This window comes from Paenibacillus sp. FSL F4-0236, assembly GCF_038000135.1.
Taxonomy (GTDB): domain Bacteria; phylum Bacillota; class Bacilli; order Paenibacillales; family Paenibacillaceae; genus Paenibacillus_AQ.
In genome coordinates, this window is the sequence record NZ_JBBOBK010000001.1 from 6,415,980 (window position 1) to 6,441,643 (window position 25,664).

General features: G+C 46.4%; 23 protein-coding genes. 16 read left to right on the forward strand and 7 right to left on the reverse strand.

Annotation, left to right across the window (positions count from 1 at the left end):
* Positions 1 to 55 precede the first annotated feature (55 nt).
* From NSQ29_RS28670 to pgmB, 4 genes are all read left to right on the forward strand, one after another.
* Positions 56 to 1,480 (forward strand): ABC transporter substrate-binding protein, encoded by a 1,425-nt coding sequence (locus tag NSQ29_RS28670; RefSeq protein ID WP_076285069.1) that lies wholly within the window; start codon positions 56 to 58, stop codon positions 1,478 to 1,480.
* A 148-nt stretch (positions 1,481 to 1,628) separates the two neighbouring features.
* On the forward strand, positions 1,629 to 2,717 hold the full coding sequence (locus tag NSQ29_RS28675) for a carbohydrate ABC transporter permease (RefSeq protein ID WP_042194677.1): 1,089 nt from the start codon (positions 1,629 to 1,631) through the stop codon (positions 2,715 to 2,717).
* Positions 2,717 to 3,808, forward strand: a complete 1,092-nt coding sequence (locus NSQ29_RS28680) for a carbohydrate ABC transporter permease (protein ID WP_094868352.1) — start codon at positions 2,717 to 2,719, stop codon at positions 3,806 to 3,808. Before NSQ29_RS28675 ends, NSQ29_RS28680 begins: the two co-directional genes overlap by 1 nt.
* Before the next feature lie 74 nt (positions 3,809 to 3,882).
* Entirely contained in the window at positions 3,883 to 6,888 is a 3,006-nt protein-coding gene (pgmB, locus tag NSQ29_RS28685; RefSeq protein WP_341126608.1) for a beta-phosphoglucomutase, read from the forward strand.
* A 70-nt stretch (positions 6,889 to 6,958) separates the two neighbouring features.
* On the opposite strand, the gene NSQ29_RS28690 is transcribed toward pgmB, so the two are convergent.
* From NSQ29_RS28690 to NSQ29_RS28700, 3 genes are read right to left on the reverse strand one after another with little or no spacing between them, the layout of a single operon-like run.
* Positions 6,959 to 8,350, reverse strand: coding sequence for an aldehyde dehydrogenase (locus tag NSQ29_RS28690; RefSeq protein ID WP_341059226.1), 1,392 nt, complete (start codon positions 8,348 to 8,350; stop codon positions 6,959 to 6,961).
* Between the two features lie 32 nt (positions 8,351 to 8,382).
* Positions 8,383 to 9,357: an aldo/keto reductase gene (locus NSQ29_RS28695; protein ID WP_341126609.1), complete on the reverse strand. Its 975-nt coding sequence runs from the start codon at positions 9,355 to 9,357 to the stop codon at positions 8,383 to 8,385.
* A 2-nt stretch (positions 9,358 to 9,359) separates the two neighbouring features.
* Positions 9,360 to 10,256, reverse strand: coding sequence for a LysR family transcriptional regulator (locus tag NSQ29_RS28700; RefSeq protein ID WP_341126610.1), 897 nt, complete (start codon positions 10,254 to 10,256; stop codon positions 9,360 to 9,362).
* Between the two features lie 96 nt (positions 10,257 to 10,352).
* On the opposite strand from NSQ29_RS28700, the gene NSQ29_RS28705 reads away from it, so the two are divergent.
* Complete coding sequence (locus NSQ29_RS28705; RefSeq protein ID WP_076284906.1) at positions 10,353 to 11,240, forward strand: DMT family transporter; 888 nt, start codon at positions 10,353 to 10,355, stop codon at positions 11,238 to 11,240.
* 114 nt (positions 11,241 to 11,354) lie between these two features.
* On the opposite strand, the gene NSQ29_RS28710 is transcribed toward NSQ29_RS28705, so the two are convergent.
* Complete coding sequence (locus NSQ29_RS28710) at positions 11,355 to 12,452, reverse strand: FUSC family protein (RefSeq protein ID WP_076297976.1); 1,098 nt, start codon at positions 12,450 to 12,452, stop codon at positions 11,355 to 11,357.
* 307 nt (positions 12,453 to 12,759) lie between these two features.
* Between NSQ29_RS28710 and NSQ29_RS28715 the strand changes: the two genes are divergently transcribed.
* The 7 genes from NSQ29_RS28715 (at position 12,760) to NSQ29_RS28745 (ending at position 20,016) form a co-directional block, all read left to right on the forward strand.
* Entirely contained in the window at positions 12,760 to 13,869 is a 1,110-nt protein-coding gene (locus NSQ29_RS28715) for an ABC transporter ATP-binding protein (RefSeq protein WP_341126832.1), read from the forward strand.
* Positions 13,859 to 14,671: an ABC transporter permease gene (locus tag NSQ29_RS28720; protein ID WP_042192705.1), complete on the forward strand. Its 813-nt coding sequence runs from the start codon at positions 13,859 to 13,861 to the stop codon at positions 14,669 to 14,671. Before NSQ29_RS28715 ends, NSQ29_RS28720 begins: the two co-directional genes overlap by 11 nt.
* A complete protein-coding gene (locus tag NSQ29_RS28725; RefSeq protein ID WP_042131492.1) occupies positions 14,661 to 15,494 on the forward strand; it encodes an ABC transporter permease in 834 nt (277 codons plus the stop codon). Before NSQ29_RS28720 ends, NSQ29_RS28725 begins: the two co-directional genes overlap by 11 nt.
* Positions 15,491 to 16,564, forward strand: coding sequence for an ABC transporter substrate-binding protein (locus NSQ29_RS28730; RefSeq protein WP_076284904.1), 1,074 nt, complete (start codon positions 15,491 to 15,493; stop codon positions 16,562 to 16,564). The genes NSQ29_RS28725 and NSQ29_RS28730 overlap by 4 nt, the downstream gene beginning before the upstream one ends.
* Positions 16,565 to 16,773: 209 nt before the next feature.
* On the forward strand, positions 16,774 to 17,448 hold the full coding sequence (locus NSQ29_RS28735; protein WP_340973343.1) for a response regulator transcription factor: 675 nt from the start codon (positions 16,774 to 16,776) through the stop codon (positions 17,446 to 17,448).
* Positions 17,445 to 18,812: a sensor histidine kinase gene (locus tag NSQ29_RS28740; RefSeq protein WP_341126611.1), complete on the forward strand. Its 1,368-nt coding sequence runs from the start codon at positions 17,445 to 17,447 to the stop codon at positions 18,810 to 18,812. The genes NSQ29_RS28735 and NSQ29_RS28740 overlap by 4 nt, the downstream gene beginning before the upstream one ends.
* A gap of 223 nt (positions 18,813 to 19,035) precedes the next feature.
* A complete protein-coding gene (locus NSQ29_RS28745; protein WP_042192697.1) occupies positions 19,036 to 20,016 on the forward strand; it encodes an alpha/beta hydrolase in 981 nt (326 codons plus the stop codon).
* A gap of 69 nt (positions 20,017 to 20,085) precedes the next feature.
* Here the strand turns inward: NSQ29_RS28745 and NSQ29_RS28750 are convergent, their stop codons facing one another.
* The 3 genes from NSQ29_RS28750 to NSQ29_RS28760 form a co-directional block, all read right to left on the reverse strand.
* Complete coding sequence (locus NSQ29_RS28750) at positions 20,086 to 20,907, reverse strand: class I SAM-dependent methyltransferase (RefSeq protein WP_341126612.1); 822 nt, start codon at positions 20,905 to 20,907, stop codon at positions 20,086 to 20,088.
* Positions 20,908 to 21,200: 293 nt separating this feature from the next.
* Positions 21,201 to 22,052, reverse strand: coding sequence for a 1,4-dihydroxy-6-naphthoate synthase (locus NSQ29_RS28755; protein WP_042192692.1), 852 nt, complete (start codon positions 22,050 to 22,052; stop codon positions 21,201 to 21,203).
* Positions 22,052 to 22,714 (reverse strand): futalosine hydrolase, encoded by a 663-nt coding sequence (locus NSQ29_RS28760; RefSeq protein WP_341126613.1) that lies wholly within the window; start codon positions 22,712 to 22,714, stop codon positions 22,052 to 22,054. The genes NSQ29_RS28755 and NSQ29_RS28760 overlap by 1 nt, the downstream gene beginning before the upstream one ends.
* Positions 22,715 to 23,004: 290 nt before the next feature.
* Here NSQ29_RS28760 and NSQ29_RS28765 point away from each other — a divergent pair, with 290 nt between their 5' ends.
* The 4 genes from NSQ29_RS28765 (at position 23,005) to NSQ29_RS28780 (ending at position 25,603) form a co-directional block, all read left to right on the forward strand.
* Complete coding sequence (locus NSQ29_RS28765) at positions 23,005 to 23,475, forward strand: MarR family winged helix-turn-helix transcriptional regulator (protein ID WP_081393105.1); 471 nt, start codon at positions 23,005 to 23,007, stop codon at positions 23,473 to 23,475.
* Positions 23,476 to 23,616: 141 nt separating this feature from the next.
* Positions 23,617 to 24,018 (forward strand): DoxX family protein, encoded by a 402-nt coding sequence (locus NSQ29_RS28770; RefSeq protein WP_042192683.1) that lies wholly within the window; start codon positions 23,617 to 23,619, stop codon positions 24,016 to 24,018.
* 17 nt (positions 24,019 to 24,035) lie between these two features.
* Positions 24,036 to 24,986 (forward strand): ring-cleaving dioxygenase, encoded by a 951-nt coding sequence (locus NSQ29_RS28775; RefSeq protein ID WP_042192681.1) that lies wholly within the window; start codon positions 24,036 to 24,038, stop codon positions 24,984 to 24,986.
* Positions 24,983 to 25,603 (forward strand): alpha/beta hydrolase, encoded by a 621-nt coding sequence (locus NSQ29_RS28780; protein WP_042192679.1) that lies wholly within the window; start codon positions 24,983 to 24,985, stop codon positions 25,601 to 25,603. Before NSQ29_RS28775 ends, NSQ29_RS28780 begins: the two co-directional genes overlap by 4 nt.
* The last annotated feature ends 61 nt before the right edge of the window (positions 25,604 to 25,664 follow it).

Genomic DNA, 25,664 nt, shown 5'->3' on the forward strand with positions numbered 1-25,664 from the left:
CCGGATGATTGAGTCAGAAGCAATCTCTAAAACCATTAAAGGGGATGTACAAAAGATGAAGAAAACCTCAGGACGTAAAAAGTCATTGGCTTTAGTACTGTGTTTATCCTTCACTATGATGCTGAGCGCATGCGGCGGAGGCAATAACAACAATGCAGCGCCTACAGATCCACCTGCGGCGACTACCAGCCCAACAGCAGATAACACTGAGAAAGCTACAACTGCTCCTAGCACCGAGCCATCGGGATCTCCGCTAGAGCTAGCCATGAAGGGCGACTATAAAGGAACTAAAGTAACGATGTTCGGCCCCTTCGTAGATGCTGACCAAGTGAAATTTGAGAATAGTATTAAAGAGTTTGAAGAGAAGACAGGAATTGATATTCAATACGAGGGCTCAAAAGAGTTCGAAGCTACGATAAACATTCGAGTAGACGGTGGAAATGCTCCGGATATCGCTGATTTCCCGCAGCCGGGACTGCTAGCCTCGATTGCTAAGACTGGCAAGGTTATCGATTTAACTAACGTGCTGGATCAAGCCAAATTGACGGCTAATTACAACAAGAGCTGGCTTGATATGTCTAATATGGACGGGAAAGACGGCAAGATCATGGCGGGGATCTGGAACCGCAGTAACGTAAAGAGCTTGGTCTGGTATCCAAAAAAGCAATTTGATGAAGCAGGCTACAAGGTTCCTGAGACATGGGATGAGATGATGGCTCTGACGGAACAAATTGCGAAAGACGGTGATCCTGCTTGGGCTATTGGAATCGAGAGTGGTGCTGCAACAGGCTGGCCGGCAACAGACTGGGTAGAAAATATAATGCTGCGCACAACTACACCTGAGAACTACGATAAATGGGTAAAAGGTGAGCTGCCATTTACCTCTCCAGAAGTGAAGAATGCAGTTGAAACCATGTCCAAAATTTGGCTCAACAAGGATTATGTCTATGGTGGTGCAAAATCCATCGTGACGACATCGTTCGGGGATGCCCCAGCACCAATGTTCAATAATCCTCCTAAAGCATGGTTTAATATGCTCGGCAACTTTATTACAAGCTTCTTCCCTGAAACCGCAAAGGTTGATGTAGATTATGATTGGTTCTACCTGCCGCCTATTGACCCTCAATATGGTAAACCAGTACTAGTTGCTGGCGATATTTACGCGATGTTCAACGATCGTCCTGAAGTTCGTGCAGTTATGGAATTCTTTACTACAGGAGAATCCATTAAGAGCTGGGTGCAATCGGGCGGCGTAATTGCTCCAATGAATGATGCTTCCCTGGACTGGTATACCTCAGAATCCGATCGCCGGATGGCGAAGCTGGTTCAGGATGCCTCCACGCTGCGCTTTGATGGCTCTGACCTGATGCCGGGCAAAGTGGGCGCAGGTACCTTCTGGAAGGGCATGACCGACTACGTAAGTGGTACTGCGACGCTGGATCAGGCGTTGGAACAAATCCAGTCTGGCTGGAACAATTAACCTAATATTGAAAGCACACAGTTAAAAGAGGGGCAGCGAGATTTGAAGGTTCTCTGCCCCTCTTTTTGTTTTCCAAAGCGCGAGTATAGGAGGAGCTGGAGCTAATATGGGTGGACAATCACAACTACAACCACAACCACAACCACAAATGAAGCCACAATTGAAAGCCAAGCAGACGGTAAGCCTTAGGGCGGTATTGCTGTCTCTTTTAGTATTAATAGCCAATGTTGTTGTTAATGGCTCGATCTTTTTATTCTTTCGGGATTCCACGCTAAACCCGCTACTAACGGCGGTTCTGGCTGTTCTATGGGGGGTTCTGGGTGTTTATCTGATCTATTACACACTTACCTGGGCAGTCGAGCAATATCCTGATTACGTACGCCGAAAGGTATTGCCTTATATTTTTATTGGTCCGGCAGTGATTATATTGGGGTGGCTATTGGTGCTGCCTGCGCTGCGGACGCTGTATTTAAGCTTTTTCAATGCTTCTTCAGAGAAATTTGTGGGTCTCAGCAACTATGCAGCGATCTTTAGCGACCATCTAATGGCGACGGCACTGCGTAACAACTTACTTTGGGTATTCGTTGGTACACTGGCATGTGTAGCTTTTGGGCTCTTGATTGCAATTCTTGCCGACAGAAGCAGCTATGAGAAGCTAGCTAAATCGATCATTTTTATGCCGATGGCTATTTCTTTTGTAGCCGCAGGCGTTATTTGGAAGTTTGTATATTACTATCAACCCGGCGATGAACAAATTGGACTTTTGAACGCCATCGTTACTTATTTTGGGGGAGAACCACAGGCATGGACGAGTATGCTTCAGCCGTGGAATAACTTTTTCCTCATCATCATTCTGATCTGGATGCAGACCGGATTTGCGATGGTGATATTCTCGGCAGCTATTAAGGGAGTTCCTGATGACATATTGGAAGCTGCGCGAGTGGATGGTGCTAATGAGGTGAAGATCTTCTTTGGAATCATGATCCCCTACATTTCAGCAACCATTCTGACTGTGACAACGACCATTATCGTCTTTACATTGAAAATATTTGACGTCGTCATGGTGATGACAGGAGGTCAATACGATACAGAGGTAGTGGCTACACAGTTTTACCGCCAATTCTTTATGTACCGGAATTTCGGTTACGGCTCCACGCTGGCTATTGTTCTGCTGATCGCGGTGTTGCCTGTGATCATAATCAATCTACGTCAGTTCCGTAAGCAAGGGGGATTCTAATGGCCGGGAAAAAGAAGAGAAAAGGCAGCAAGACGATTGTTAATATCGTGCTGGGTGTGATTTGTTTCATTTGGTTGCTTCCGACCCTTGGGCTGTTCATTTCCTCCTTCCGTCCGGCTGCCGATATTCTGCAGACTGGATGGTGGAAAGCTTTCCCCCATCAGGAGTGGAAGGCTGGAGAGACCCTTCAGCTATCGAAGGATGTGGATCTGCGGGAGCCGATCGAGGTAAACGGTAAAACCTATACCGATGAGCAGCTGAAGGCAGGCGTTAAGGCCGATGGCAGTCGTTTGATGTGGGAGAACCGCAGAGCGCGTACCATAAATCAACAGGAACAAGGCTGGAAAATGACACCGGATCTCACATTGGATAACTACAATAACGTGCTCTCGGGCAAGGAATACAAGCTCAAGCAAGCCGATGGCAGTGAAACGGTGCAAAAGGGTACCGGATTGTCGCAAGCCTTCTGGAATACACTGACGATTGCTGTTCCGGCGACGGTCATTCCGGTGTTGATCGCTTCTTTTGCCGCCTATGCTTTTGCTTGGCTACGTTTTCCTGGACGCCGCACACTTTTTGTCATCATTATCGCTATGCTCGTTATTCCAATACAAGTGGCACTTATTCCAGTGCTTAAAGATTATACGGCTCTTGGACTGAACGGAAGTTACTTGGGCATTTGGCTGGCGCATACGGCCTTTGGATTACCGCTGGTTACCTACTTTATGTATAACTTTATCAGTCAGCTTCCTAAGGATTTGTTTGAGTCAGCTTTTATGGATGGGGCGAGCCATTTCACTATTTTCAGTAGGCTGATTCTACCGTTATCTGTGCCTGCACTGGCTTCTATCGGAATCTTTCAATTCCTATGGGTGTGGAATGACTATTTAGTCTCGCTGATTTTTATCGGCAATCAACCGTCAGTGCAGGTCATGTCGATGAAGATCGCCGACTTAGTAGGCTCACGAGGCAACGACTGGCATTTACTCACCTCGGCTGCATTTATCTCCATGCTGATGCCGCTCGCGATTTTTTTCCTGCTGCAAAAGTATTTCGTCAGAGGGCTTATGGGTGGATCAATAAAAGGTTGACTTGAACATTGCAGGAATTATAAGGATAAAGTATAGCTAATTGAACAAAACTGTGTCAGGAGGAGCATAGAGAGATGAAGATGAAACCATACGTACATCCGGCTGCGGTGTATCCTTACCGGGAGTGGAGTCTTGATGAGGAGACTTATGATGAAGAGAACAATCAAAGAAGCGAAAGTGTATTTGCTCTGGGTAATGGATACATTGGCATGCGCGGTAATTTCGAGGAAGGTTACCATGGCCACTCGGGCTCATCTGTAATAGGGAACTACTTGAATGGATTTTTTGATTCCGAGCCTATTGTGTATCCAGAGGGAGCTTATGGGTATCCTTCCCGCAACCAAGCTATGCTGAACGTGACGGAAGCCAAGATTATTGAACTCAGCATTGAAGGTCATACCTTTCAGTTGAACAGTGGGCAAGTGCACCGTTATGAACGGAAGCTGGATATGCGAAATGGGATCTTGCATCGGCAGGTAGAATGGGAATCTCCTGCCGGACACAGGGTACAGCTGAACATTCGTCGGATGGTGGCCATGCAGCATAAACATTTAGCGGCCATAGATTATGAGGTCAAGGCATTGAATTTTGAGGGAACCCTAACGTTTACTTCATCGATCGATGGTGAGATCCAAAGGCCGGAGGTCACGGATGACCCCCGGCTGGGATCAGGGAGTAAGGAACCCAATTTGCTGCTAGTCGAAACCGGGCATGAGCTCGAGCAGTCCTTTTTGTGGATGAAGCAGAGGACGCGGCATACCGGGTTTTCTCTTTTAACAGGGATAAGCCACAGTCTGAAATGTAGCGCTGGATATGAAAGGCTCGTGCAGCTAGAAGATCAGCGATTGTCCATGCAATGGGTTGTTCCAGTGATAATGGGGGAAAGGATCTCCCTGACCAAGTACATTTCGTATCACACTTCTAAGGATTATGCAGAAGACGAGCTGTTAGGCAGGTGCTTAGAAGTGCAACACTTGGCGGAGAACTGTGGGTTTGAAGCGCTAGTTCATGAACAACGGGCTTTTCTGGATCAATTCTGGGCACATACCGATGTGGAGATTCAGGGCGATCTTGCGCTTCAACAGGGTATCCGGTTTAATGCTTTTCAATTGCTGCAATCCGTAGGACGTGACGGGGTTACGAACATCGGGGCCAAGGGCCTGACAGGTGAAGGGTACGAAGGTCACTATTTCTGGGATACCGAGATGTATATGATACCCTTCTTTACATTTACACAGCCGGAGATTAGCCGGAAGCTACTCGAGTTTCGTTATGCTACGTTAGATAAGGCACGGGAACGGGCAGCAGTCATGTCTCAGAAGGGAGCACTGTATCCTTGGCGCACCATAGATGGGGCTGAGAACTCTTCCTATTTTCCGGCAGGAACGGCACAAATGCATATTAACGCGGACATTGCCTATGCCATTAAACAGTATGTACGGGCAACTGGCGATTATGAGTTTCTGGTCCTGGAGGGGGCGGAAATGATATTCGAGACCTCCCGCTTTTGGGTGGATCTGGGTCATTTTAATCCGGCTAGGGAGGGTGCGTTCTGTATTGACGCAGTAACGGGTCCCGATGAGTATACAGCTATCGTTAACAATAATGCATACACTAATCTTATGGTGCGGGATCAACTCTATTATGCATATGAGATAGCCAGACTGTTAGGAAAGCAGTATCCGGAGCATTTTGAACGTCTGAAGGGCAAGATTGGTCTGACTGAGGAAGAGCCTGGTGATTGGCTGGTCGCCGCAGAAAAAATGTATGTCCCTTTTGATGAGGAGCTTGGCATCTATGCTCAGGATGATACGTTTCTGACTAAGAAGAAGTGGGACTTTGAACATACGCCACCGGATAAATATCCACTTCTGCTTCATTACCATCCGTTGGTGATTTACCGCCATCAGGTGCTCAAACAGGCAGATCTGGTGATGGCCATGTTTCTGTTAGGTGATCAGTTCAGCTTGGCGGACAAGATCCGCAATTACAATTACTATGAGCCGCTAACGACACATGATTCTTCTTTGTCACCGTGCATTCACAGTATTATTTCTGCTGAGATTGGTGATTTAACGGGGGCGTACGCCTATTTTGACCGCACGGTACGGATGGATTTAGATGATATTAACCGCAATGTGAAGGACGGGCTGCATACTGCTGCTATGGCAGGATCTTGGCTGTCGATTGTGAATGGGTTTGGTGGGATGCGCTTATGTGGCGGTATGCTGTCCTTTAATCCTGCCTTGCCAGCACAATGGGACAGCTATCGGTTTAAAATAACAAGTGGTGGGCACTTATTGGATATTTATGTTGATAGTAAGGTAGTGATTTATACACTACTGACAGGTGAAGAGATTGAAATTCTACATAAAGGGAGCCTTGTGCAGTTAACTGTAAAGAAGCCGGTGACCCTTTCAAATGTGAAGCAGCTTGAAGCTGTTATTTTCGAGCTGGACGGGATTATTACCGATTCTAGTGAGTATCATTATCTGGCCTGGAAAGCCTTAGCCGATGAGCTGGCGATTTCTTTTGATAGAGAGAAGCATGTACGTCTGAAGGGCCATAGTCGAATGGAATGTTTAGAGATTCTACTGGAGGGAAGCGGTCTGAATTTACCCCAACCGGTAAAAGGAATGCTCTGCAACAAAAAGAACGAAAAGTATAAACAGCTGATTCAACAAATGACACCGGATGATTTGCACCCGGGTATCCATAGTCTTCTGACCGATTTGAAGAAAAGGCGAATCCCTGTCGGGCTGGCTTCCGTTAATGAGAATGCGATGCTGATTCTTGAACGATTGAAGATCGGGCGCTTGTTTCAGGCGATTGCTGACCCTAAAAACATCCGTATGGGCAAGCCAGATCCGGAAATTTATTTACAGGTTACCGAGATGCTGGGCATATCACCTGACTGCTGCGTAGCTATCGAGGATACAGCGGAGGGGATAGCTGCCATCAAAGCCGCTGGTATGAGGTCCGTTGGAGCCGGAAGTCCATCCTTGAAAGAGAGTGCTGAGCTATGGTTCCCTTCTACCGCGGAGTTGCATGTAGAGAAATTGGTACAGCTGTTTGAGTAGTGAAAAGTATTTCTCCCGATAAGCTTAATAAGCAACAAGCCTCCCGGTCATGGGAGGCTTGTTGTTTTGTCTACTTCAATACTTTACGCACTAGCTTGATCTTATTCCCATAGGGTGGGTACACAATCCCAAGGTCGATTCGTGTGCCTCTCTTAACGATGCTTTTGCGGTGGGAAAAGACTTCAAAGCTGTGCTTCCCGTGATAACCGCCGATTCCAGAGTTGCCTACCCCACCAAATGGCAAGCTAGCATTCGCCACATGCGAGATCGTATCATTGATGCAGCCTCCTCCGAAAGAGACTCGGGAAAGCACCTCTTGTTCAACATTTTTATCCTCTGTGAATAGATAAAGTGCAAGTGGTTTTGGGTGCTCGTTAATACTCCGGATAGCTTCATCCAATTGATGATATTCCAATATGGGTAGGATCGGACCGAAGATCTCATCTTCCATAGAAGCGTCAGTCCAAGCCGCAGGATAGATTAGTGTAGGTTCAATATAACGTTCTTCTGAAATGACGGTTCCGCCCATAACCACCTTTTCCCGATCCCGTTCAATGAGACTGGCGAGTCTTTGCAGCTGGCGCTCATTTACGATCCGGCCATAATCTGTATTCGGCTGCGCATTTTGACCGTAGAATTCAGTAATCTGATGTTTGATTTTGGTGATCAATTCATTAGCAATGTCCTTATGAACGAGCAAATAATCGGGGGCGATACAGGTTTGACCGGCATTTAATAATTTTCCCCATACGATTCGCTTCGCTGCAACATCAAGATTGGCTGATGTGTCGACAATGACCGGACTTTTCCCGCCAAGCTCCAAGGTTACAGGCACTAGATTCTTCGCAGCGGCTTCCATCACGATTTTGCCGACCGGAACACTGCCCGTGAAGAAAATATAATCAAACTTGGCATGGATCAGCAGATTGGTGGTCTCTTTCTCCCCCTGAACTACGCGAATATACTGGGGTTCGAAGGTCTCCTGAATGAGCTGCTCTATAACAGCCGTAATGGCTGGTGTGCTCTCCGATGGCTTGAGGACAGCGCAGTTTCCAGCGGCAATGGCGCCTATAAGCGGTTCGATCAGCAACTGAAATGGATAATTAAAAGGACCTATAATGAGCGCGGTACCGTAAGGTTCACTTAAGATATAACTCTTCGCAGGAAATAAGTGCAGTGGTGATCTAACCTTTACGGGCTTCGCCCAACGTCTGAGATGTTTCATCATGTAACCTAGGCTGTCCAAGGTGAAGCCGATTTCTGTGGCATAAGCCTCGAACTCACTTTTTCCTAAATCCTGTTGTAAGGCAGTGATAATACGACTCTCGTATCGTTTAATACTGTCTTTAAGTTTCTGTAGCTGACTAAGCCGAAAGGCAACCTCTTTAGTTGCGCCACGATTAAAAAAGTCCTTATGCTCTTCAAGCATCGCTTGAATACTAGCCGTTGTATGTGTTGTCATAATACTCCCCTCCTTCATTATAGTAGTTCAGACTATGGGAGCCGATAAAAGGCGAAAGGCTCGCCAAAGCGGAAGGCATCACTTGCCTCATCCAGCTTGCTCACTGTTTCTTCGTTAAGCTGAATGGAGGTACTATGCAAATTCTGTTCCAGCTGCTCCACGCGTGTAGCCCCAACAATAACTGTCGAGACGGCAGGACGATTCATGAGCCAAGCTAAGGAAAGTGCGGTAGAAGAGGTTCCCAGTTCTTCAGCTATCTTCCCCACCTTGATCCCAAGTTCGATCCGTTCATGATTAAGGAATCTTTTGAAATTAGGATCGGTATCTGCTCTGGAACCTGAAGGGGCGGAACCGCTTGAATTATATTTGCCTGTGAGAATTCCGCCCGCTAGTGGAAAATAAGGAATAATCCCTACACCTTGATCAAGACAAAGGGAGAGAAGCTCATTCTCCGGGGTCCGATCTGCTAAGGAATAGCTACACTGAATTGAAATATATTTGGCGAAGCTCCGTGCCTCACTAATCCCAATCGCCTTCATTAATTGCCATGCTGTATAGTTGGAAGCCCCGATGTAGCGCACTTTTCCCGAAGATACCATATCGTCCAAGGTCCGTAACGTCTCTTCAAGTGGTGTATAGGGATCAAAGGTGTGAATCTGGTATAGATCGACATAGTCCGTTTTAAGGCGGCGAAGACTATCTTCTAATTCCTGCATCAAATGGTGCCTCGAGGAGCCGCTTCCGTTAGGTCCGTCATGCTTAACTAAGCCTGCTTTAGTGGCGAGAACAGTCTCATGTCTTCTACCCTCCAAGGCAAGGCCGATAATACGTTCGGATTCGGAGCCAGCGTAAATATTAGCCGTATCTATAAAGTTAATTCCGTGATCCAGCGCAGCATGTATAATCTGAATGGAGGTTTGTTGATCTGCTCTTTTGCCAAAAGCGTTCGTTCCCAGTCCCAATGCGGATACTTGCAATCCGCTATTTCCAAGTCTTTTAAAGTTCATTCTCAGCACTCCTCATCATCCATTTTTTTAGGCTTAGTAAAAAGATCCAGAGCTGTGTCGATGAACATCTTTACAGCAATGGAAGTGTCGGTAAGCGAGCTGACTGCGATATGTATATCTCTGTAGGCGTCAGGCTGCAGTTCACGGGTTACTACATTTGGAGGTAAAGATAACAAAGATAACTCAGACATCACACCCACAGCCAGCCCCTCTTGAACCATATTAAGAGCTGTTGCATAGTTATTAACCACATATTTCACATTCAGATAGCTGCTGCTTCTGCGGAATAAATCTACCACCGGTGGTTCATAACCTGCTTTACAGATCAGCATAGGCTCACCCGCTAACTCTCTCACACCTATGACAGACCGTTTACGCAAAGAATGGTCATCTCTAATTACGGCGTACAGCTTTTCTCTATATAGTGGGATGGTTTCGAACGCCTCGCAAGGAGCGAGTAATAAGCCAACATCAATTTCTTTGGATTCCAGCCATTCTCTGACTTCGGCGATAGAGCCCTCCTGCAGGCTAATCGTGATATTCGGATATCTTTCAGTGATAGAGCTAATAATCTTCGGTAAAAAATAGGCAGAAGCCACAGGAAAAGCCCCAATTCGAATGCTTCCCTTCTCAAGTCCCCTCTCGGCGGAAATCTCCTGATTGACCTTATCAAAGCCCATTAGAATTTCACGAAAAATAACAAGGATACGCTTGCCGATGTCAGTAAGCATTAGACCGTTCCGTCGATCTCGAAGTAATAGCTTTACATCCAGTTCGGCTTCTAGAGAGGAAATTGCTCGACTGACAGCAGGTTGAGTCATATTCAGTTCTACACCAGCCTTGGTAAAACTACCGCTCTCCGCGATTTTGACGAACAAACGAATCTGAGTATTGTTCATAACAAATATGATATGCCCCTTATGAGTATTATTCATTTCATTTATATTCTTAATTATTGTATCATTTGTGATGAATCTACACCAAGGAGTGAATACATGAATCAGCAGAAGAAAAGCATCATCCTTCTTATATTTTTGGTGATTGTATGGGGCATAAATTGGCCTATATCGAAAATCGCCTTAGACTACGCTCCACCCTTATTATTTGCAGGTATCCGAACCGTCATCGGCGGATTCATTCTGATTCTAATTGCACTTCCTAAGATGAAGGAGCTTCGCTTCAAGCAGCTATGGCCGATCTATCTGACCTCGGCTATATTAAGTATCGTGTTTTATTATGGATTTCAGACAATTGGCTTGCAGTATGTACCCGCAGGATTATTCTCGTCCATTGTATTTCTGCAGCCGGTATTGCTGGGCATTTTTTCATGGCTGTGGTTAGGAGAGAGTATGTACGGGCTCAAAATGGCAGGTCTGTTGCTAGGGTTCATCGGAGTTGGCTCCCTCAGTATTGGAGGACTTAACGGAAGCATCTCTATATGGGGAATTGTGCTTGCTTTAGCCAGTGCTTTGAGCTGGGCATTAGGAACGGTATATATGAAAAGAAATGCTGTGCGCGTGGATATGCTATGGATGACCGCTATGCAAATAACGATCGGTGGTATCATTTTGCTACTTTCGGGATCTGCTACAGAGAAGTGGTCGGATATCACCTGGAGTGGAACGTTTATAGCCGATACGCTGTTTATTGCAGTCTTTGTGATCGCTTTAGGCTGGCTGATCTATTTCAAGCTGATTAACGAGGGAGAGGCAGGGAAGGTCGGATCATTCACTTTTTTGATTCCACTGATCTCGATAGGTACTAGTGTAGTCTTTTTAAATGAGCAGATTACTTTGAATCTTGTGATTGGTCTACTGCTTATTGTTAGCAGCATCGTTCTGGTGAACGTGAGGATCGGGCGTGCCGCAAAGCAGTCGGTTTAGTTAATTTATGTGGTGATTGTAGTAATCAGGGACGTATGAGGGCATATTGATGAATAGGCAAGCATAAACGCCTTCGGCATCCTTATATTTGAACAAAAGGGACACTCCCGAAGCTTATAGCTTCTGGGAGAGTCCCTTTTTAATAAAACGTAAAGCGCGTGCGACTTCAGCTGTTGAGGGCCGAGTGGCTACAACATAAGTAGCAGATTTAGCCCGCTCTACTTCCTCCAACACCCGGTTTAAGTGACTGAAGACCGCACCAAGATCACGAATGCTTGATAGCGAACAATTCCCTTGTAGTTCAGAGAAACTTGCCAGTTGCAGGTCTCGAGCACGCTCTATACAATCGGCAAGAGAACGTTGGCATTCCGCGTCTGATAACGTTCTGGTTCCATAAAGAGCAATGCAATCTGCGGTTGATTCCAGCACATCCTTCATCCAGTCCGAAGAGGCGTGATGCGCTGGCAGAAGACGAATATCGTCGGCGATTTCTTTGACGTAGGAATGAATGCTTTTTAGATGTGAGGTAGCCTGTATGAGTCCCTTCAGTTCACCCCGGCACTGATAATGTGTGAGGGTATAGAACATTTCTTTCTGTTCCCGGCTGCTATTCGACAGGAGTTTACCTGCTTCCTCCAGCAAATTATCTTTCGGAGAATCACGTCTTACGCCTACGAGATCTTTTAATGCATCCGCAAGTAGAAGACTTCCTTCGAATGCCAATGCTTTTACCTTGACGAACCTGTTCGGCGGCACGATAATCATATTGATGACAAGGGCAATCAGCACACCAATAAATGTTTCCCCTATTCTCCAAAGCACGTAGTCATTCTGGTAAAAGGTAAGAGCTAGAACGGAAGTAACACCCACCTGTGAGACAGCTTGAATGTTCATCTTACAGGCCGTAGCGATGCCAATCCCGATGAGTAGAATGAGCAGGATAGAAAGCCCGCCTACATCAAAAAACTGGCCAACAATTAGGCTAACGATCCCGCCAAGAATAATGCCGATCAGGCGGTAGATTCCTTTTTCTAGCGATGCTTTAACACTGGCTTGGGTGATGAGGATAGCCGCAAGGGGTGCAAAGTATAAATATTGGCTACCATATATGCTGTGTACGGCGACCCATGAAAGTGAAGCGGCCAGCGTAATTCGTATCATGTAAAGTGAGAAACCATATTTTTCAAGGCGGTCTTGTAACCCCTCGTTCATTATCATTCATCTTCTTTCGGAAAAAAATGAAAAAACTGTCTGGTCTTTCAGTTCGTTTTCATTATAACACCTTAAAAAAGGCCTGGAGGACTGGATATTTTACAAAGTTGTTAAGTTTACGCATTCCTTATCCATGTAAGCTATCGCATATAATGGTACAATCTAATATGCTATATCTATTGGAGTGTCGAATGAGAGGAGGAATTGTCGCTTATTAGCGCTGAGCATGCCCATTCGATTGTTCTCCGCGAGATGCGGGTAAAATAGTATTGTGATACTTTAGGCAGGGAGGTTGTTAGCTATAGCTATTCAGGAAGGCACCATTATTTCATTTGAAGAGGTTACCAAGCAATATGACGACGAAGATCCGGTGTTAAAAGGAGTCAGCTTTGAGATAGAGCGCGGCAAGTTCTATACACTACTTGGTCCATCAGGCTGTGGTAAAACGACTATTCTACGATTGATCGCTGGGTTCGCAGAGCCAACAAGCGGTTCTATCTATTTAAACGGTAAAGTGATCAACCACATTCCAGCCAATGAGCGGCAGGTCAATACGGTATTTCAGGATTACGCATTGTTTCCACACCTGAACGTATTCGAGAATGTGGCTTTCGGACTGCGCATTAAGAAGCTTAAGAAAGACGTCATCACGAAGAAGGTGCAGGAAGCGCTAAGTTTCGTTAACCTTGTGGGCTACGATCAGCGTGCCATTAACGAAATGTCTGGTGGTCAACGTCAGCGCGTGGCCATTGCTCGTGCGATTGTGAATGAGCCGCAGGTTCTTTTGTTGGACGAGCCGCTATCTGCGCTCGATCTGAAGCTGCGAACAGAGATGCAGTACATACTGCGTGAAATGCAGCAACGACTTGGCATTACCTTTATTTTTGTTACACATGACCAGGAAGAGGCACTCGCGATGTCCGACTGGATTTTTGTCATGAACAAAGGAAAAATCGAACAAAGCGGAACACCTAACGATATCTATGATGAGCCAATTAACCGTTTCGTGGCTGATTTTATTGGCGAGTCCAACATTGTTCCGGGTGTTATGATTGAAGACTATCTGGTGGAGTTTAACGGGCGCCGCTTTGAATGTTTTGATGCTGGTCTTAAACCAAACGAATCTGTGGAGATTGTTATACGCCCCGAGGATTTGGAAATTTCAACGCTGGAACAGGGTAAGCTACGTGTGCGAGTGGATTCCCAGTTGTTCCGGGGTGTCCACTATGAAATCAGTTGTTATGATGAATCCGGACATGAATGGCTTGTGCATTCTACACGTAAGGCGACGGTAGGTAGTGAAATTGGCCTTTATTTTGATCCGGAAGCGATTCATGTTATGCGTTTTGGTGAAACGGAGGAAGAGTTCGACAAACGTCTGGAAGCTTACGGCGAGGTGGAGAGTCATGAAGAATAAGGGCAGATCGTATTATCTCATCCCTTATTACCTGTGGATCGCTTTGTTTGTAATCGCACCAGTGCTGCTTGTCATCTATTATTCTCTATTTGATCTGGATGGGCATCTTACGCTAGATAACTACGTGAACTTCTTTACACCTGTGTACTTAAAAATGACGCTGACCTCATTCTGGTATGCGTTTTTGATTACAGCATTCTCTTTGCTGGTCGCCTATCCGGCGGCATATCTGTTGACGAGAACGAAGCATAAGCAGCTATGGTTATTGCTGATAATTTTACCAACATGGATTAATTTGCTGCTAAAAACTTACGCTTTTATCGGCATATTTGGTACGTTCGGACCAATCAACAATTTCTTTGATCTGCTTGGAATCGGAGAACAGCAAATTTTGTTTACGGGCTTCAGCTTTGTATTTGTATCTGTGTATATCTTCATCCCATTCATGATCTTGCCGATCTACAGCGCTTTGGAGGATCTTAATTTATCCTTGCTGGATGCGGCACGTGATCTGGGTGCTTCAGGCTGGACGACGTTCCGGCGGGTTATTTTTCCATTGACCATTTCGGGTGTACGTTCCGGATGTATGGCGGTATTCATACCAGCGCTGTCCCTGTTTATGATTACTCGTCTGATTGCAGGCAACAGGGTCATTACACTCGGTACTGCGATTGAGCAGCATTTTCTGGTCACACAGGACTGGGGCATGGGCTCCACGGTTGCAGTGTTTCTGATTGCTATTATGGCGCTGTTCATGATTATTACCGGCGGATCGCGGAAAGGGGTGCGGAATGAGAAATAAAAACGGGTTCTCCAATCTGTACCTAGTGCTAGTGTTCGCTGTTCTGTATGCGCCAATCTTCTATCTGATGTACTATTCGTTCAACAGCGGGGGGACGATGCACAAGTTCGAGGGCTTTACGCTGGATTACTACCGTGAGGTCCTTCAGGATACCCGTCTGATTATCATCATGATCAACACGCTTGTAATCGCGCTTCTGTCCTCGGCTATCGCCACGCTTATCGCTATTATTGGTGCACTGGCCATTAAGAGTGTACAGAACCGCCGTGCTAAAAACACCTTGTTATCTCTGAACAACGTGTTGATCGTTAGTCCGGATGTCATTATCGGTGCATCGTTCCTGATCCTGTTCACCATTGCAGGCATCAAGCTTGGCTTCGTGTCCGTCCTGCTTTCGCATGTCGCGTTCAGTGTACCGATTGCCGTGTTGATGATTCTGCCGCATTTACAGGATATGAGTCCTTCACTGACGGATGCCGCACGTGACCTCGGCGCAAGCCGCAAGGATGTTCTGACTAAGGTTATTCTGCCGATTATCAAACCGGGGATCTTTAGTGGATTCTTCATGGCACTTACGTATTCACTGGATGACTTTGCAGTTACGTTCTTCGTAACGGGTAATGGTTATTCGACGCTATCGGTTGAGATTTATTCCAGAGCTCGGCAAGGGGTGTCGTTATCCATTAATGCGCTATCGACACTGATCTTCCTGTTCACGATACTGCTCGTTGTCGGTTATTACTTCCTGACCCTTAAGAAGAACCGTCAGAATACCTCGGAAGCTGTGGCGGAGCCAGTGGCGGAAGCGGGGGTGCCTAGATGAAACAGCTGGTAAATGCTTTTTTGGCGATCATGATCACGGCATTCGCTCTAATGTACTTGGGCTCTTGGATGAACTCGAGAGAGGGCTATTCCGGAGGGAATACACTGACTATCTATAACTGGGGCGACTATGTCGATCCTGATCTGTTGAAGGAATTTGAAAAAGAGACCGGATTAACGGTCATTTACCAAACTTTTGACTCTAATGAAGCTATGCTAACTAAAGTGGAGCAGGGTGGAACTACTTTTGATGTCGTAATTCCTTCGGATTACGCCATTGCTAAGATGAAAGAAGAAAATTTGCTCATACCGCTGGATCATAGCAAGGTTCCGAATCTAAAGAATATTGATCCGCGGTTTATGGACCTTTCCTTCGATCCTGGCAACAAGTATTCCGTGCCTTACTTCTGGGGAACCGTCGGAATTATCTTCAATCCGGAGATGACCAAAGGGATGGATTTCACCAGCTGGGATTCCCTCTGGGACAGCAGGCTGAAGAACAACATTTTCTTGGTGGATGGAGCACGTGAAGTGATGGGTATGGCTTTGAACAGCCTGCACTATTCCGTTAATGATCGGGATGAGGCTCACCTGCAAGAAGCGCTGACCAAGCTGAATAGGCTGTCTCCTAACGTTAAGGCGATTGTCGGAGATGAGATCAAGATGCTGCTTGCCAATGAAGAGGCTGCTGTTGGGATTGTGTGGTCCGGTGATGCTTCTGAGATCATGGATGAGAATGATAAATTGGATTATGTAGTGCCTGAGGAAGGCTCGAACAAGTGGTTTGATAACATGGTCATTCCACGAACTGCGGATAATGTGGATGGAGCTCATAAGTTCATTAACTTCATGCTTCGCCCAGATGTAGCGGCTAAGAATGCAGAATACGTAGGTTATTCCACACCTAACATCCCTGCGCTGGAGCTACTTCCGAAGGAAACTTCCGAGGATACCCGTTTCTACCCGCCTGCTGAGATTACGGATCGGCTTGAGGTGTATGATAATCTTGGCAAACGGATGCTTGCTCATTACAATGAGCTCTTCCTGAAGTTTAAGATGAATAAAAAGTAAGTCGTTTGGAGGTAAAGTCAAACGACTTCAAGAGCGTCTACATGCGGATTACCGTGTTAGACGCTCTTTTTTGAAAGATAAGAAAGTATAAGTTTTGCGCTTTCGTGAAACGATCATCACCCTTTAAATGATGCCGAAGGCGTTCCTTCTTGGCTGGAAGTATATTGTAGTATAATGGCTAGGATGGATAACAGGAAAAGAGGGTACGAATGCCTACTATACTAGTTGCTGACGACGACGCGAACATTCGCGAACTCGTCTGTTTATTTCTACGTAACGACGGATTTGATACAGCCGAAGCTGCAGACGGCAAAGAAGCGTTAGCCGTTTACGCCTCAAAGCAGGTTGATCTTGTTGTACTCGATATCATGATGCCGATTATGGATGGGTGGACGTTATGTAAAGAGCTCCGAAAAGCCAATCCGGATCTTCCCTTACTTATGCTAACTGCGAGAGGTGAAACCTGGGAGAAGGTGAAGGGCTTCGAACTGGGGACAGACGATTATTTGACGAAGCCATTCGATCCGCTGGAGTTGACGGTTCGTGTTAGATCCTTATTGAAGCGATACAAGATTGGTTCCACTCAGACGATCCAGTTCGGCAACGTCGTCCTTGATCGGCAAACCTATAAGGTGATGAGAGGAACAGAGTCATTCACGTTGCCACTCAAGGAGTTCGAATTGCTGTATAAGCTCGCTGGAACACCCGGACAAGTCTATACGCGCGAGCAGTTAATCGATCAGATTTGGGGGATTGATTACGCTGGAGACGATCGAACGATAGATGTGCATATCAAACGTCTGCGCGAACGGTTCGCGTCTACATCTGATTTTCGCATTGAGACGGTCCGTGGACTTGGCTACCGGCTTGAGGTATATGAATGATCAAATCGTTATATACACGTGTTGTTCTGACCTTTCTAGTCTCCGTGATCGGAGGCACACTGATTTCTCTATTTGTGACAACCTGGGTATTTCAAGATAAATTAAACGAAAACCTGCGAATTCCCTTACTTCGCTTTGGTCAGGACATCGCCCGGATATACGAAACCTTACCATCACGTGAAGCGGATGTTCTTATAAGTGGAATGAAGCAGCTTGATTCCTACCATATTCGAATTTACGATGAGAACGGTCAGTACCAGTCTTACGGAGTGCTTAATGGAGAGAGCCCTGTTACCGTGACTAGGGAGCAACTGAAGAAAGTATTGGCTGGTGAAGCTGTTCAAGTTAAACCGAGTATAGGTTCTTCCAACCTCTTAGGACTACCTTTGAAAACTGAAATGGGAACGAAGGCGATGTTTGTGGAGCCGATTGTGCCTCCTACTTTGTCTTCTACGAGGAATCTGCTATTTAATTTTTTGGCGTATTCGTTAATAACGGGAAGCGTATTGATACTGGTCGCTTCTATGTTCTTAGTGAGACCGATCAAAAGGCTTACAAAGGCAACTAGGCGTATAGCAACTGGGGATTTTAATGTCGAATTGAATATTAAGCAGATGGGTGAGCTAGGTACCTTGGCTAATAGCTTCGAGGAAATGATGCACGATCTGCAGCACCTTGAGCAAATGCGTAGGGAGTTCGTAACGAATGTGTCGCATGAGGTTCAGTCTCCGCTTACCTCGATATCTGGTTATGCTATTGCGCTCAAGAAAGTAGCCCTCACAGAGGATGAACGGAATCGTTATCTCGACATTATTATTGCTGAAGCGGAGCGGATGTCCAAGATGAGCGATAGTTTGTTAAAGCTGAGCTTGCTTGAATCGCAATCCCAACAACTGCGGCTTATCACGTTCAGTCTTGACGAACAGATCAGACGTGTAATCGTGGCGATACAGCCCCAATGGTCGGCACGCAACATTAGTTTTGAACTTGATTTGAAATCAGTAATCGTATGGGCAGACCATGATCTGTTAAGTCAGGTGTGGACGAATCTCCTTGGAAATAGCATCAAGTTCTCCAAGGATGACAGTGTGATTAACGTCAGCATCAAACATGATTTGGACAATGTAATCGTCCGAATATCCGACACTGGCATTGGTATTTCTCCCGAGGACCAAGAACGTATATTTGAACGCTTCTTTAAAGCTGATCGTTCTCACAGTCGCAAGTATGGCGGTAGCGGGATGGGACTAGCCATTGTTAAACAGATCGTATCGCTTCATAAAGGGGATATCCGAGTGGAAAGCGAACCTAGCCAAGGAACGACCTTCATCGTCACCTTACCAATTATAGTGCCGACAGAATAATTATCGTTCAAGGATATTTTGCGAGGGGTTGAACGCGCGCCTCATTGTTCATACTACGGTAGCACAGGTAAGATTTCTTGCTTGCGCTGCCGTAGTATTTTTTTTTGCCTATTCATATTTAGTTCATATTGTGGTCATGAGGAGTACATCATCGTTGGTTAAGATCTCATTAGCGAAACGTTAAGGCGACATAATAAATAGATTAGGACAGGAGAAGATGAGGGTGACACAAACAGAGGTAATAAAAACGGGGAATGAAAAGAAAAAGCATAAAGTACGTAACTTGTTGCTTAAAATATTAGGAGCAATAGTGATTTTGATCGTGCTTTTTCTAGCTGTTGTTTATACAGTTAATGTGATTAGCAACAAATCTGATCAGAAAAAAATACATCAATATGGTCAGTTAGTTCCTGTTGACGGAAAAAGTATGAATGTTTTGATCCAAGGACAAGGGAAGCAGACTATTGTACTTATCCCGGGCTTTGGAACTGGAGCGCCAGCACTTGATTTTAAGCCGTTGATTGATGAGTTATCACCATTTTACAAAGTGGTCGCGGTTGAGCCGTTTGGGTATGGATTAAGTGATGAGACCGATAAGGAACGAACTACAGCGAATATCATAAGTGAGGTTCATGAAGCCGTACAGAATCTAAACATTGACCAATATATTCTAATGGGTCACTCCATTGGAGGTATTTACGGATTGGAATATGCGAAGAAATATCCAAACGAAGTGAGTGCATTTGTAGGGGTTGATAGTAGTGTTCCTGAGCAAGGCGGTATGGATGTTAAATTCCCGATAAAAAAATTAAAGCTGCTCAAAGACTCAGGTATCATTAGATTGGGATTACAATTAAGCGGTGACCCTTATGATGGACTGCCATTTGATGATGAGACCAAAAAACAAATGAAATTGATATCGCTCAAAAATATGAATAATTCCACTACCTTAAATGAAATGGAACATATATATCCTAACTTTGTCGCAGCCAGAGGGTTGAAATTCGACAAGAACCTTCCCATTATATTCTTTATACAAGCGAATAATACAACCGTGAAAGATTGGATTCCTCTGCATGAAGGGCAAGTTAAGGAATCTGTGCATGGAAAAGTGATGACATTCGAAGGCGGACATTATTTACACCATTCCAGATCTAAGGAAATCGTTGAGAACCTAAATTTGTTCATGGAAGAAGTCAAATAAAATAAGAAAACGCTCCGACTTTCCTCCTATAAGGAAAATCGGGGCGTTCTTTGCGCTTAAGGGCGGAAATTATTTGATGCCAATTCTCATTCGGTAGCTGATCAGTACCTCTAAGGTGCGTCCTTGAAAATGGTCTTCAACTGCAGCGCTGAAATCTGCAATGTCCTGATTGAGTAGGGTAGCGTCTTGCTTCAGAACGGTTCTTATACCCCCTTGGCTTAGAGCGAGTCCAACATAGCGCTGTGCATCGCAGGACTCAAGATTATGAAATACGATCTCTCTTGCAAAAGAGAAAGCTCCACTAGCCTGAATCCGTGACAAATGCCCTTCTTTGTCCCATTTATGTGCTCTCTCAGCATCAGGTAAGAGTGAGGCGAGCAGTTCCTCGGATTTGGAGATCAGTTGGTTGTAACGCTCTTCTACCTTCTGTTGAAGGGGGAGAGGCCAGTCGCAATCGTAGGCAGCGAAGACACCACCTGTTCTCAAGACCCGGGAGATTTCTCGAAGTGTGCTTTCAGGATCCATCCAGTGGAATGACTGTGAGCAGGTCACTATGTCTACGCTGTCCGCTGCAAGTGGAAGCTGGTTAGAATAACCTTGTACAAAAGTAATGGATTGAGGATCTTCTATCCGGCTTAATTTATCGATTGCTTTTCCCAGCATATCTGGATTCGGTTCGATGCCAATTACGTTGTCCGCGACATCCTTCCACAGAAAAGTAGACAAGCCCGTGCCGCAGCCTATATCTGCGACGACTGAAGGTGTGCTGCCTAAGTAGTCGGTCAGCAGCTTGATGATCATGCCAGGAGCTTCAGGACGGTAACGGTCATAGTCCTCTTGAAAGCCGAGAAATCGATCGATGTTTTGTTTGCTATTGTTTTCAGGTATCATGTGATCCTCCTTCATAGAACCTATTTATAGGTCTATTGTATAGCCATCACTTCGCCATGCCAAATAATGGATCGAAGCAATCGCGGGAAATGTTACTCAGAACAAGCATAAATGCCTTCGGCGTCCTTATAAGGACGGTAAGTGTTTAAGCGAGAAATATAAGACATAAAGTATGGTGTGAAACTTATACTTTCTTATATTTCAAACAAAAATCCCCGGAGAACACCTTATGGTGTACCGGGGATTGTGGGTTATGTCTAGTTTTAAAGTGCGCTAAGAACGTCTAGCAAATGCTACCGAAGTAATGCAGGATCGATGGCAGGTACAAGTCCTTCTGCTGCAGCACGATTTAGTAAGGAGGTGATTGCAGCGTAGCCGTCATCGCCTAGATTCATCGAGAAGTCGTTCACATAGAGATCAATGTGTGATTTAGCCACTTCTGGAGCCAGCTCTTGAGCGTGGCTAAGCACATAGTCTCTAGAATCGGTAGGATGATCCCACGCATATTGTAGAGAGCTGCGAATCCAGCCAGTGATGGCATCGGCATCCAGATCGCGGCGAGCAATGATCGCGCCGAGTGGAATCGGCAGTCCGGTATCGCTTTCCCACCAGCTGCCCAAGTCAGTCAGCATATTAAGACCATAAGATGCGTAAGTAAAACGGGCTTCGTGAATTACCAGTCCAGCGTCGATATGTCCATCGCGTACGGCAGGCATGATCTCATCGAAAGGCATGACGACGATTTCGCCAATGCCTCCCGTTATATGCTGTGCTGCCCATAATCTGAAGAGCAGATAAGCGGTAGAACGTTCGCTAGGTACGGCAATTCGGCGTCCAGCTAGCTTCTCGGGACGTTTAATCGCGGTTGGGCCACTTGCTGTAAGAAGCAACGGCCCGCAGCCACGACCCAGTGCGCCGCCGCATGGCAGCAATTTGTAGCGCTCAAGAACCCAAGGTAGAGCGGCATAGGAGATTTTAAGGACTTCAGGTCCCTCTCCATTAGCAGCAAGCGTGTTGGTAATATCAATGTCGGCATAGGTTACATTAAGTTGTGGTGCATTCGGGACAAGCCCGTGTGCCCAGGCATGGAATACAAAGGTATCGTTAGGGCAAGGGGAAAAAGCGATATTAAGCTCAGTTGTCATTACAGCACCTCCAATAGTATAGCGGCTGCCGCCGTTAATGCTTCCATTGCATCGCCGATCTTCCAGGCGGCCCGGTCGCGTGGACCGACCGGGTTCGAAATGGCGCGGAGCTCCAGTACCGGGAGCCCCAGCGCCTCAGCGGCCACGGCAACTCCGTGGCCTTCCATCGCTTCCGCGACGGCACCAGGATGCCGCGCGATGAGGGCGGCGGCCGTCTCCGCGGTGCCGGTCGCCGTCGAGACCGTAAGCACGGTCCCCGTGCTTACGGTCAGTCCGGCCGCTGCCAGCGCGGCCGAAACTGCCTGTACCGTGCCGCGGTCAGCCGGCACGGACACGCTGCCGAAGCCAAGCTCGGCAGCGCTGCGGAAGCCCTCCGGCGTCTCGGCCCCGAGGTCGGCGGCAATCATCTCGCTGGCAACGACCAGCGAGCCTAAAGGTGCCACCCCCGGGAATCCGCCGCCGATCCCGGCGCTGATTACGCAGCCGTAAGATCCGGCTGCGAGTGCCGCGGCGGTTCCCGCCGCCGCTGCTGCCGTACCTGCGCCGGCAGCAATCACATGGAACCTGTCGCTGCCTTTTAGGCCGCGCAGGACCGCGTCCCGCTCTGCGGCTACGGCTGTTACGATCAGCACGCGCCGCGCACCAGCTTGTTCCTCCACCATCAGGTTGCCTCCTTTGAGAGATGTGAAATCGCTTACTAAATAGTCATTCGTAAAGACAAGAATACGCCGTTTTAAGGGTCAGGTCAAACTTAGAGTGATTTTCATCACGCTCCTAAAAAGTCGTAGAAAGAACATTAGCAGCTCGTTAAGCACCTTATGTTATCTTTTTGGAGTGGCGAGGTTGACAAAGGTAGTGTGAGGAAGTATAGTTATCTTAACTTAAAGATATTTAATGTAAAGACATTTACTTTATATTGAACAACATCGCTGTCAAACTGGAGGTGGGCATGATGAGTAATACCGAAGAGAATGTTCGTAATACAGAGAATACTACGGAGATGGATCAGGCGTCTTCTTTAAAGTTATTTGTTGTATTATCTAAGGCTTACAGAAGCTTGATGGATCAAGCTGTGAAGGATATGAAGAGTTATGGGCTGGCATCTGCCGAGTTCATGGTGCTTGAGGTGCTGTATCACCGGACCCGTATTCCACTACAACAGATCGGGGAGAAGATTCTCGTTACGAGTGGAAGCATCACCTATAATATCGACAAGCTGGAGAAGAAAGGTCTGCTGAAACGTGTGCCGTGTAGTGAGGACAGACGCGTGACCTATGCGGAGATTACGGATGCAGGGCGTGAGCTGTTCGATAAGATTTTCCCGCGTCATGTGGCTTCGATTCATGATTTGATGCGTGGACTGGATAAGGATGAGAAGGGTCAGGCGATTGAATTACTGAAGAAGCTAGGCAAAGGTGTGTAGGAGCGCTGGAAGATCGTTATGTAGGGCGCTTCTGTAAGGTCGGAAGCAGCTCGCTGCTTCTTACCGCTGTAAGACAAAAAATTTTATCATATATCTTAATGTTAAGATAATTAAATCAAAGAAAATTGGAGTGGATTAACAATGATAAGTGTAGGAATATTATTGATGAGATTAGTGATCGGGATTGCGTTTATAGGGCATGGTGCCCAAAAGTTGTTTGGATGGTTTGGTGGTTACGGCCCGAAGGGTACAGGTGGCTGGATGGAATCCATCGGTATTAAACCGGGGGTTACTATGGCGGTATTAGCAGGACTAATGGAGCTGGTAGGCGGATTCATGTTCGCGGCAGGCCTTCTGACGCCTGTTGCAGCGGTGTTGATTGTTGCCACTATGCTGGGGGCTATCATTAAGGTTCACGCTCCAAATGGCTTCTGGTCTACTTCGAACGGAATTGAGTTTCCGCTTACGGTACTGGTAGTCGCTGCAGGTATAGCACTTACAGGGCCAGGTTCGATTTCTCTGGATGCATTGATTTTTAACTAAGAAGGGGGTTTATCATTATGACACTTCAAACTGCAGGAATCCATCATATTACCGCTTTTGTTGGAGATGCTCAGCGTAACGTTGACTTCTACGCCGGTATTTTAGGACTACGGCTTGTGAAGAAGACGATTAATTTTGACGCTCCGGAAGTTTATCATTTATATTTTGGGAATGAAGTAGGTGCTCCGGGAACGATTATTACCTTTTTTCCTTCACCTACCGGGCGTAAAGGCAGAATTGGGAGTGGGCAAGTTGGCGTAACAACTTACGCAGTACCAGTAGGCTCTCTGATCTTCTGGGAACAGCGTCTTGCGGCATATCAAATTCCGGTTACTCTTAAGCATAGAATCTCAGAATCTTATCTATCCTTTGCTGATTATGACGGTTTGCGCATTGAACTCGTGGAACGTGAGGAAGGACCGCTTAGCAAGTGGTCTTTCGGGGGAGTTCCCACGGGGCATGCTATCAAAGGGTTCGGCGGCGCTGTGCTCTACAGCAACAATCCGTCGCAAACTGCAGAAACGCTTGTCCATACAATGGGAATGAAGCATATCGCTGATGGAGACGGGTATAGTCGATATAGAACTACTGGCGATTTGGGTAATATTATTGATCTGAAGACAACACCGGTTCCGCAAGGAGCAGGAGGTACAGGCACCGTTCACCATATCGCTTGGCGTGCACAAGATGACGCTGAGCAGCAGGAATGGGGGCTTCAAGTGCAGAATCATGGGCATCATCCGACACCGGTTCAAGACCGCCAATACTTTAATGCGATTTATTTCCGTGAAAGAGGTGGAATCCTGTTCGAGATTGCTACGGACCCTCCGGGCTTTGCTCGTGATGAAGCGGTGGATGCGCTGGGTGAAAAGCTGATGCTGCCATCTTGGTATGAACCGCATCGTGCGGCTATCGAAGAAAATTTAAGTCCTTTTCAAATAAGAGAAATTGAGGTGAAGCAGGGATGATTCATGTATTCCATAAAGGTAAAGATGTAACGAAACCCACGCTTGTATTATTTCACGGTACTGGAGGCAATGAGCAGGACTTGCTGCCGCTTGCCGGGTTGTTATCTCCTGATTCATCGGTGCTAGGCATCAGAGGGAATGTACTGGAGAATGGTATGCCGCGGTTCTTCCGACGGTTAGCCGAAGGGGTATTCGATGAAGCAGATCTAATCTTCCGTACTCACGAGATCAAGCAGTTTCTGGATGAAGCCGCAGCACAATACGGTTTCGATGCCAACAATCTGGTAGCCGTGGGTTACTCTAATGGTGCGAACATTGCGGGTAGCCTGCTGTTCCATTATAAGGATGTTTTCCGCGCTGCAATTCTACTGCATCCGATGGTACCGCTTCGGAATATTACGCTTCCTTCGCTGGAAGGAGTATCTATCTTCATTGGTGCAGGCACAAATGATCCACTTATCGCTTCTTCGGAGACTGAGGATTTGGACATTATTTTACAGAAGGCAGGCGCAGAGGTTACAACACACTGGGGCAACCAAGGTCATCGCCTGAGTGTTGCTGAGGCTGAAGCCGCTAGAGATTGGTTGCAAATGCGCAGCACATCTACAAATGCATAAAACAATCAGAATAACCGCCGAATGGCGGTTATTCTTGTTATACAGGCACCTATAACCCTCC

Bases quoted from the DNA above. Each gene is read 5' to 3' on its own strand.
- NSQ29_RS28695 (WP_341126609.1), bottom strand. From the start codon at position 9,357: ATGAACTTTAAAAGACTTGGAAATAGCGGATTGCAAGTATCCGCATTG.
- NSQ29_RS28740 (WP_341126611.1), top strand. From the start codon at position 17,445: ATGATCAAATCGTTATATACACGTGTTGTTCTGACCTTTCTAGTCTCC.
- NSQ29_RS28700 (WP_341126610.1), bottom strand. From the start codon at position 10,256: ATGAACAATACTCAGATTCGTTTGTTCGTCAAAATCGCGGAGAGCGGT.
- NSQ29_RS28720 (WP_042192705.1), top strand. From the start codon at position 13,859: ATGAAGAATAAGGGCAGATCGTATTATCTCATCCCTTATTACCTGTGG.
- NSQ29_RS28730 (WP_076284904.1), top strand. From the start codon at position 15,491: ATGAAACAGCTGGTAAATGCTTTTTTGGCGATCATGATCACGGCATTC.
- NSQ29_RS28760 (WP_341126613.1), bottom strand. From the start codon at position 22,714: ATGGTGGAGGAACAAGCTGGTGCGCGGCGCGTGCTGATCGTAACAGCC.
- NSQ29_RS28735 (WP_340973343.1), top strand. From the start codon at position 16,774: ATGCCTACTATACTAGTTGCTGACGACGACGCGAACATTCGCGAACTC.
- NSQ29_RS28705 (WP_076284906.1), top strand. From the start codon at position 10,353: ATGAATCAGCAGAAGAAAAGCATCATCCTTCTTATATTTTTGGTGATT.
- NSQ29_RS28670 (WP_076285069.1), top strand. From the start codon at position 56: ATGAAGAAAACCTCAGGACGTAAAAAGTCATTGGCTTTAGTACTGTGT.
- NSQ29_RS28770 (WP_042192683.1), top strand. From the start codon at position 23,617: ATGATAAGTGTAGGAATATTATTGATGAGATTAGTGATCGGGATTGCG.
- NSQ29_RS28765 (WP_081393105.1), top strand. From the start codon at position 23,005: ATGAGTAATACCGAAGAGAATGTTCGTAATACAGAGAATACTACGGAG.
- NSQ29_RS28690 (WP_341059226.1), bottom strand. From the start codon at position 8,350: ATGACAACACATACAACGGCTAGTATTCAAGCGATGCTTGAAGAGCAT.
- NSQ29_RS28755 (WP_042192692.1), bottom strand. From the start codon at position 22,052: ATGACAACTGAGCTTAATATCGCTTTTTCCCCTTGCCCTAACGATACC.
- NSQ29_RS28775 (WP_042192681.1), top strand. From the start codon at position 24,036: ATGACACTTCAAACTGCAGGAATCCATCATATTACCGCTTTTGTTGGA.
- NSQ29_RS28780 (WP_042192679.1), top strand. From the start codon at position 24,983: ATGATTCATGTATTCCATAAAGGTAAAGATGTAACGAAACCCACGCTT.
- NSQ29_RS28680 (WP_094868352.1), top strand. From the start codon at position 2,717: ATGGCCGGGAAAAAGAAGAGAAAAGGCAGCAAGACGATTGTTAATATC.
- NSQ29_RS28750 (WP_341126612.1), bottom strand. From the start codon at position 20,907: ATGATACCTGAAAACAATAGCAAACAAAACATCGATCGATTTCTCGGC.
- NSQ29_RS28710 (WP_076297976.1), bottom strand. From the start codon at position 12,452: ATGAACGAGGGGTTACAAGACCGCCTTGAAAAATATGGTTTCTCACTT.
- NSQ29_RS28675 (WP_042194677.1), top strand. From the start codon at position 1,629: ATGAAGCCACAATTGAAAGCCAAGCAGACGGTAAGCCTTAGGGCGGTA.
- pgmB (WP_341126608.1), top strand. From the start codon at position 3,883: ATGAAGATGAAACCATACGTACATCCGGCTGCGGTGTATCCTTACCGG.
- NSQ29_RS28725 (WP_042131492.1), top strand. From the start codon at position 14,661: ATGAGAAATAAAAACGGGTTCTCCAATCTGTACCTAGTGCTAGTGTTC.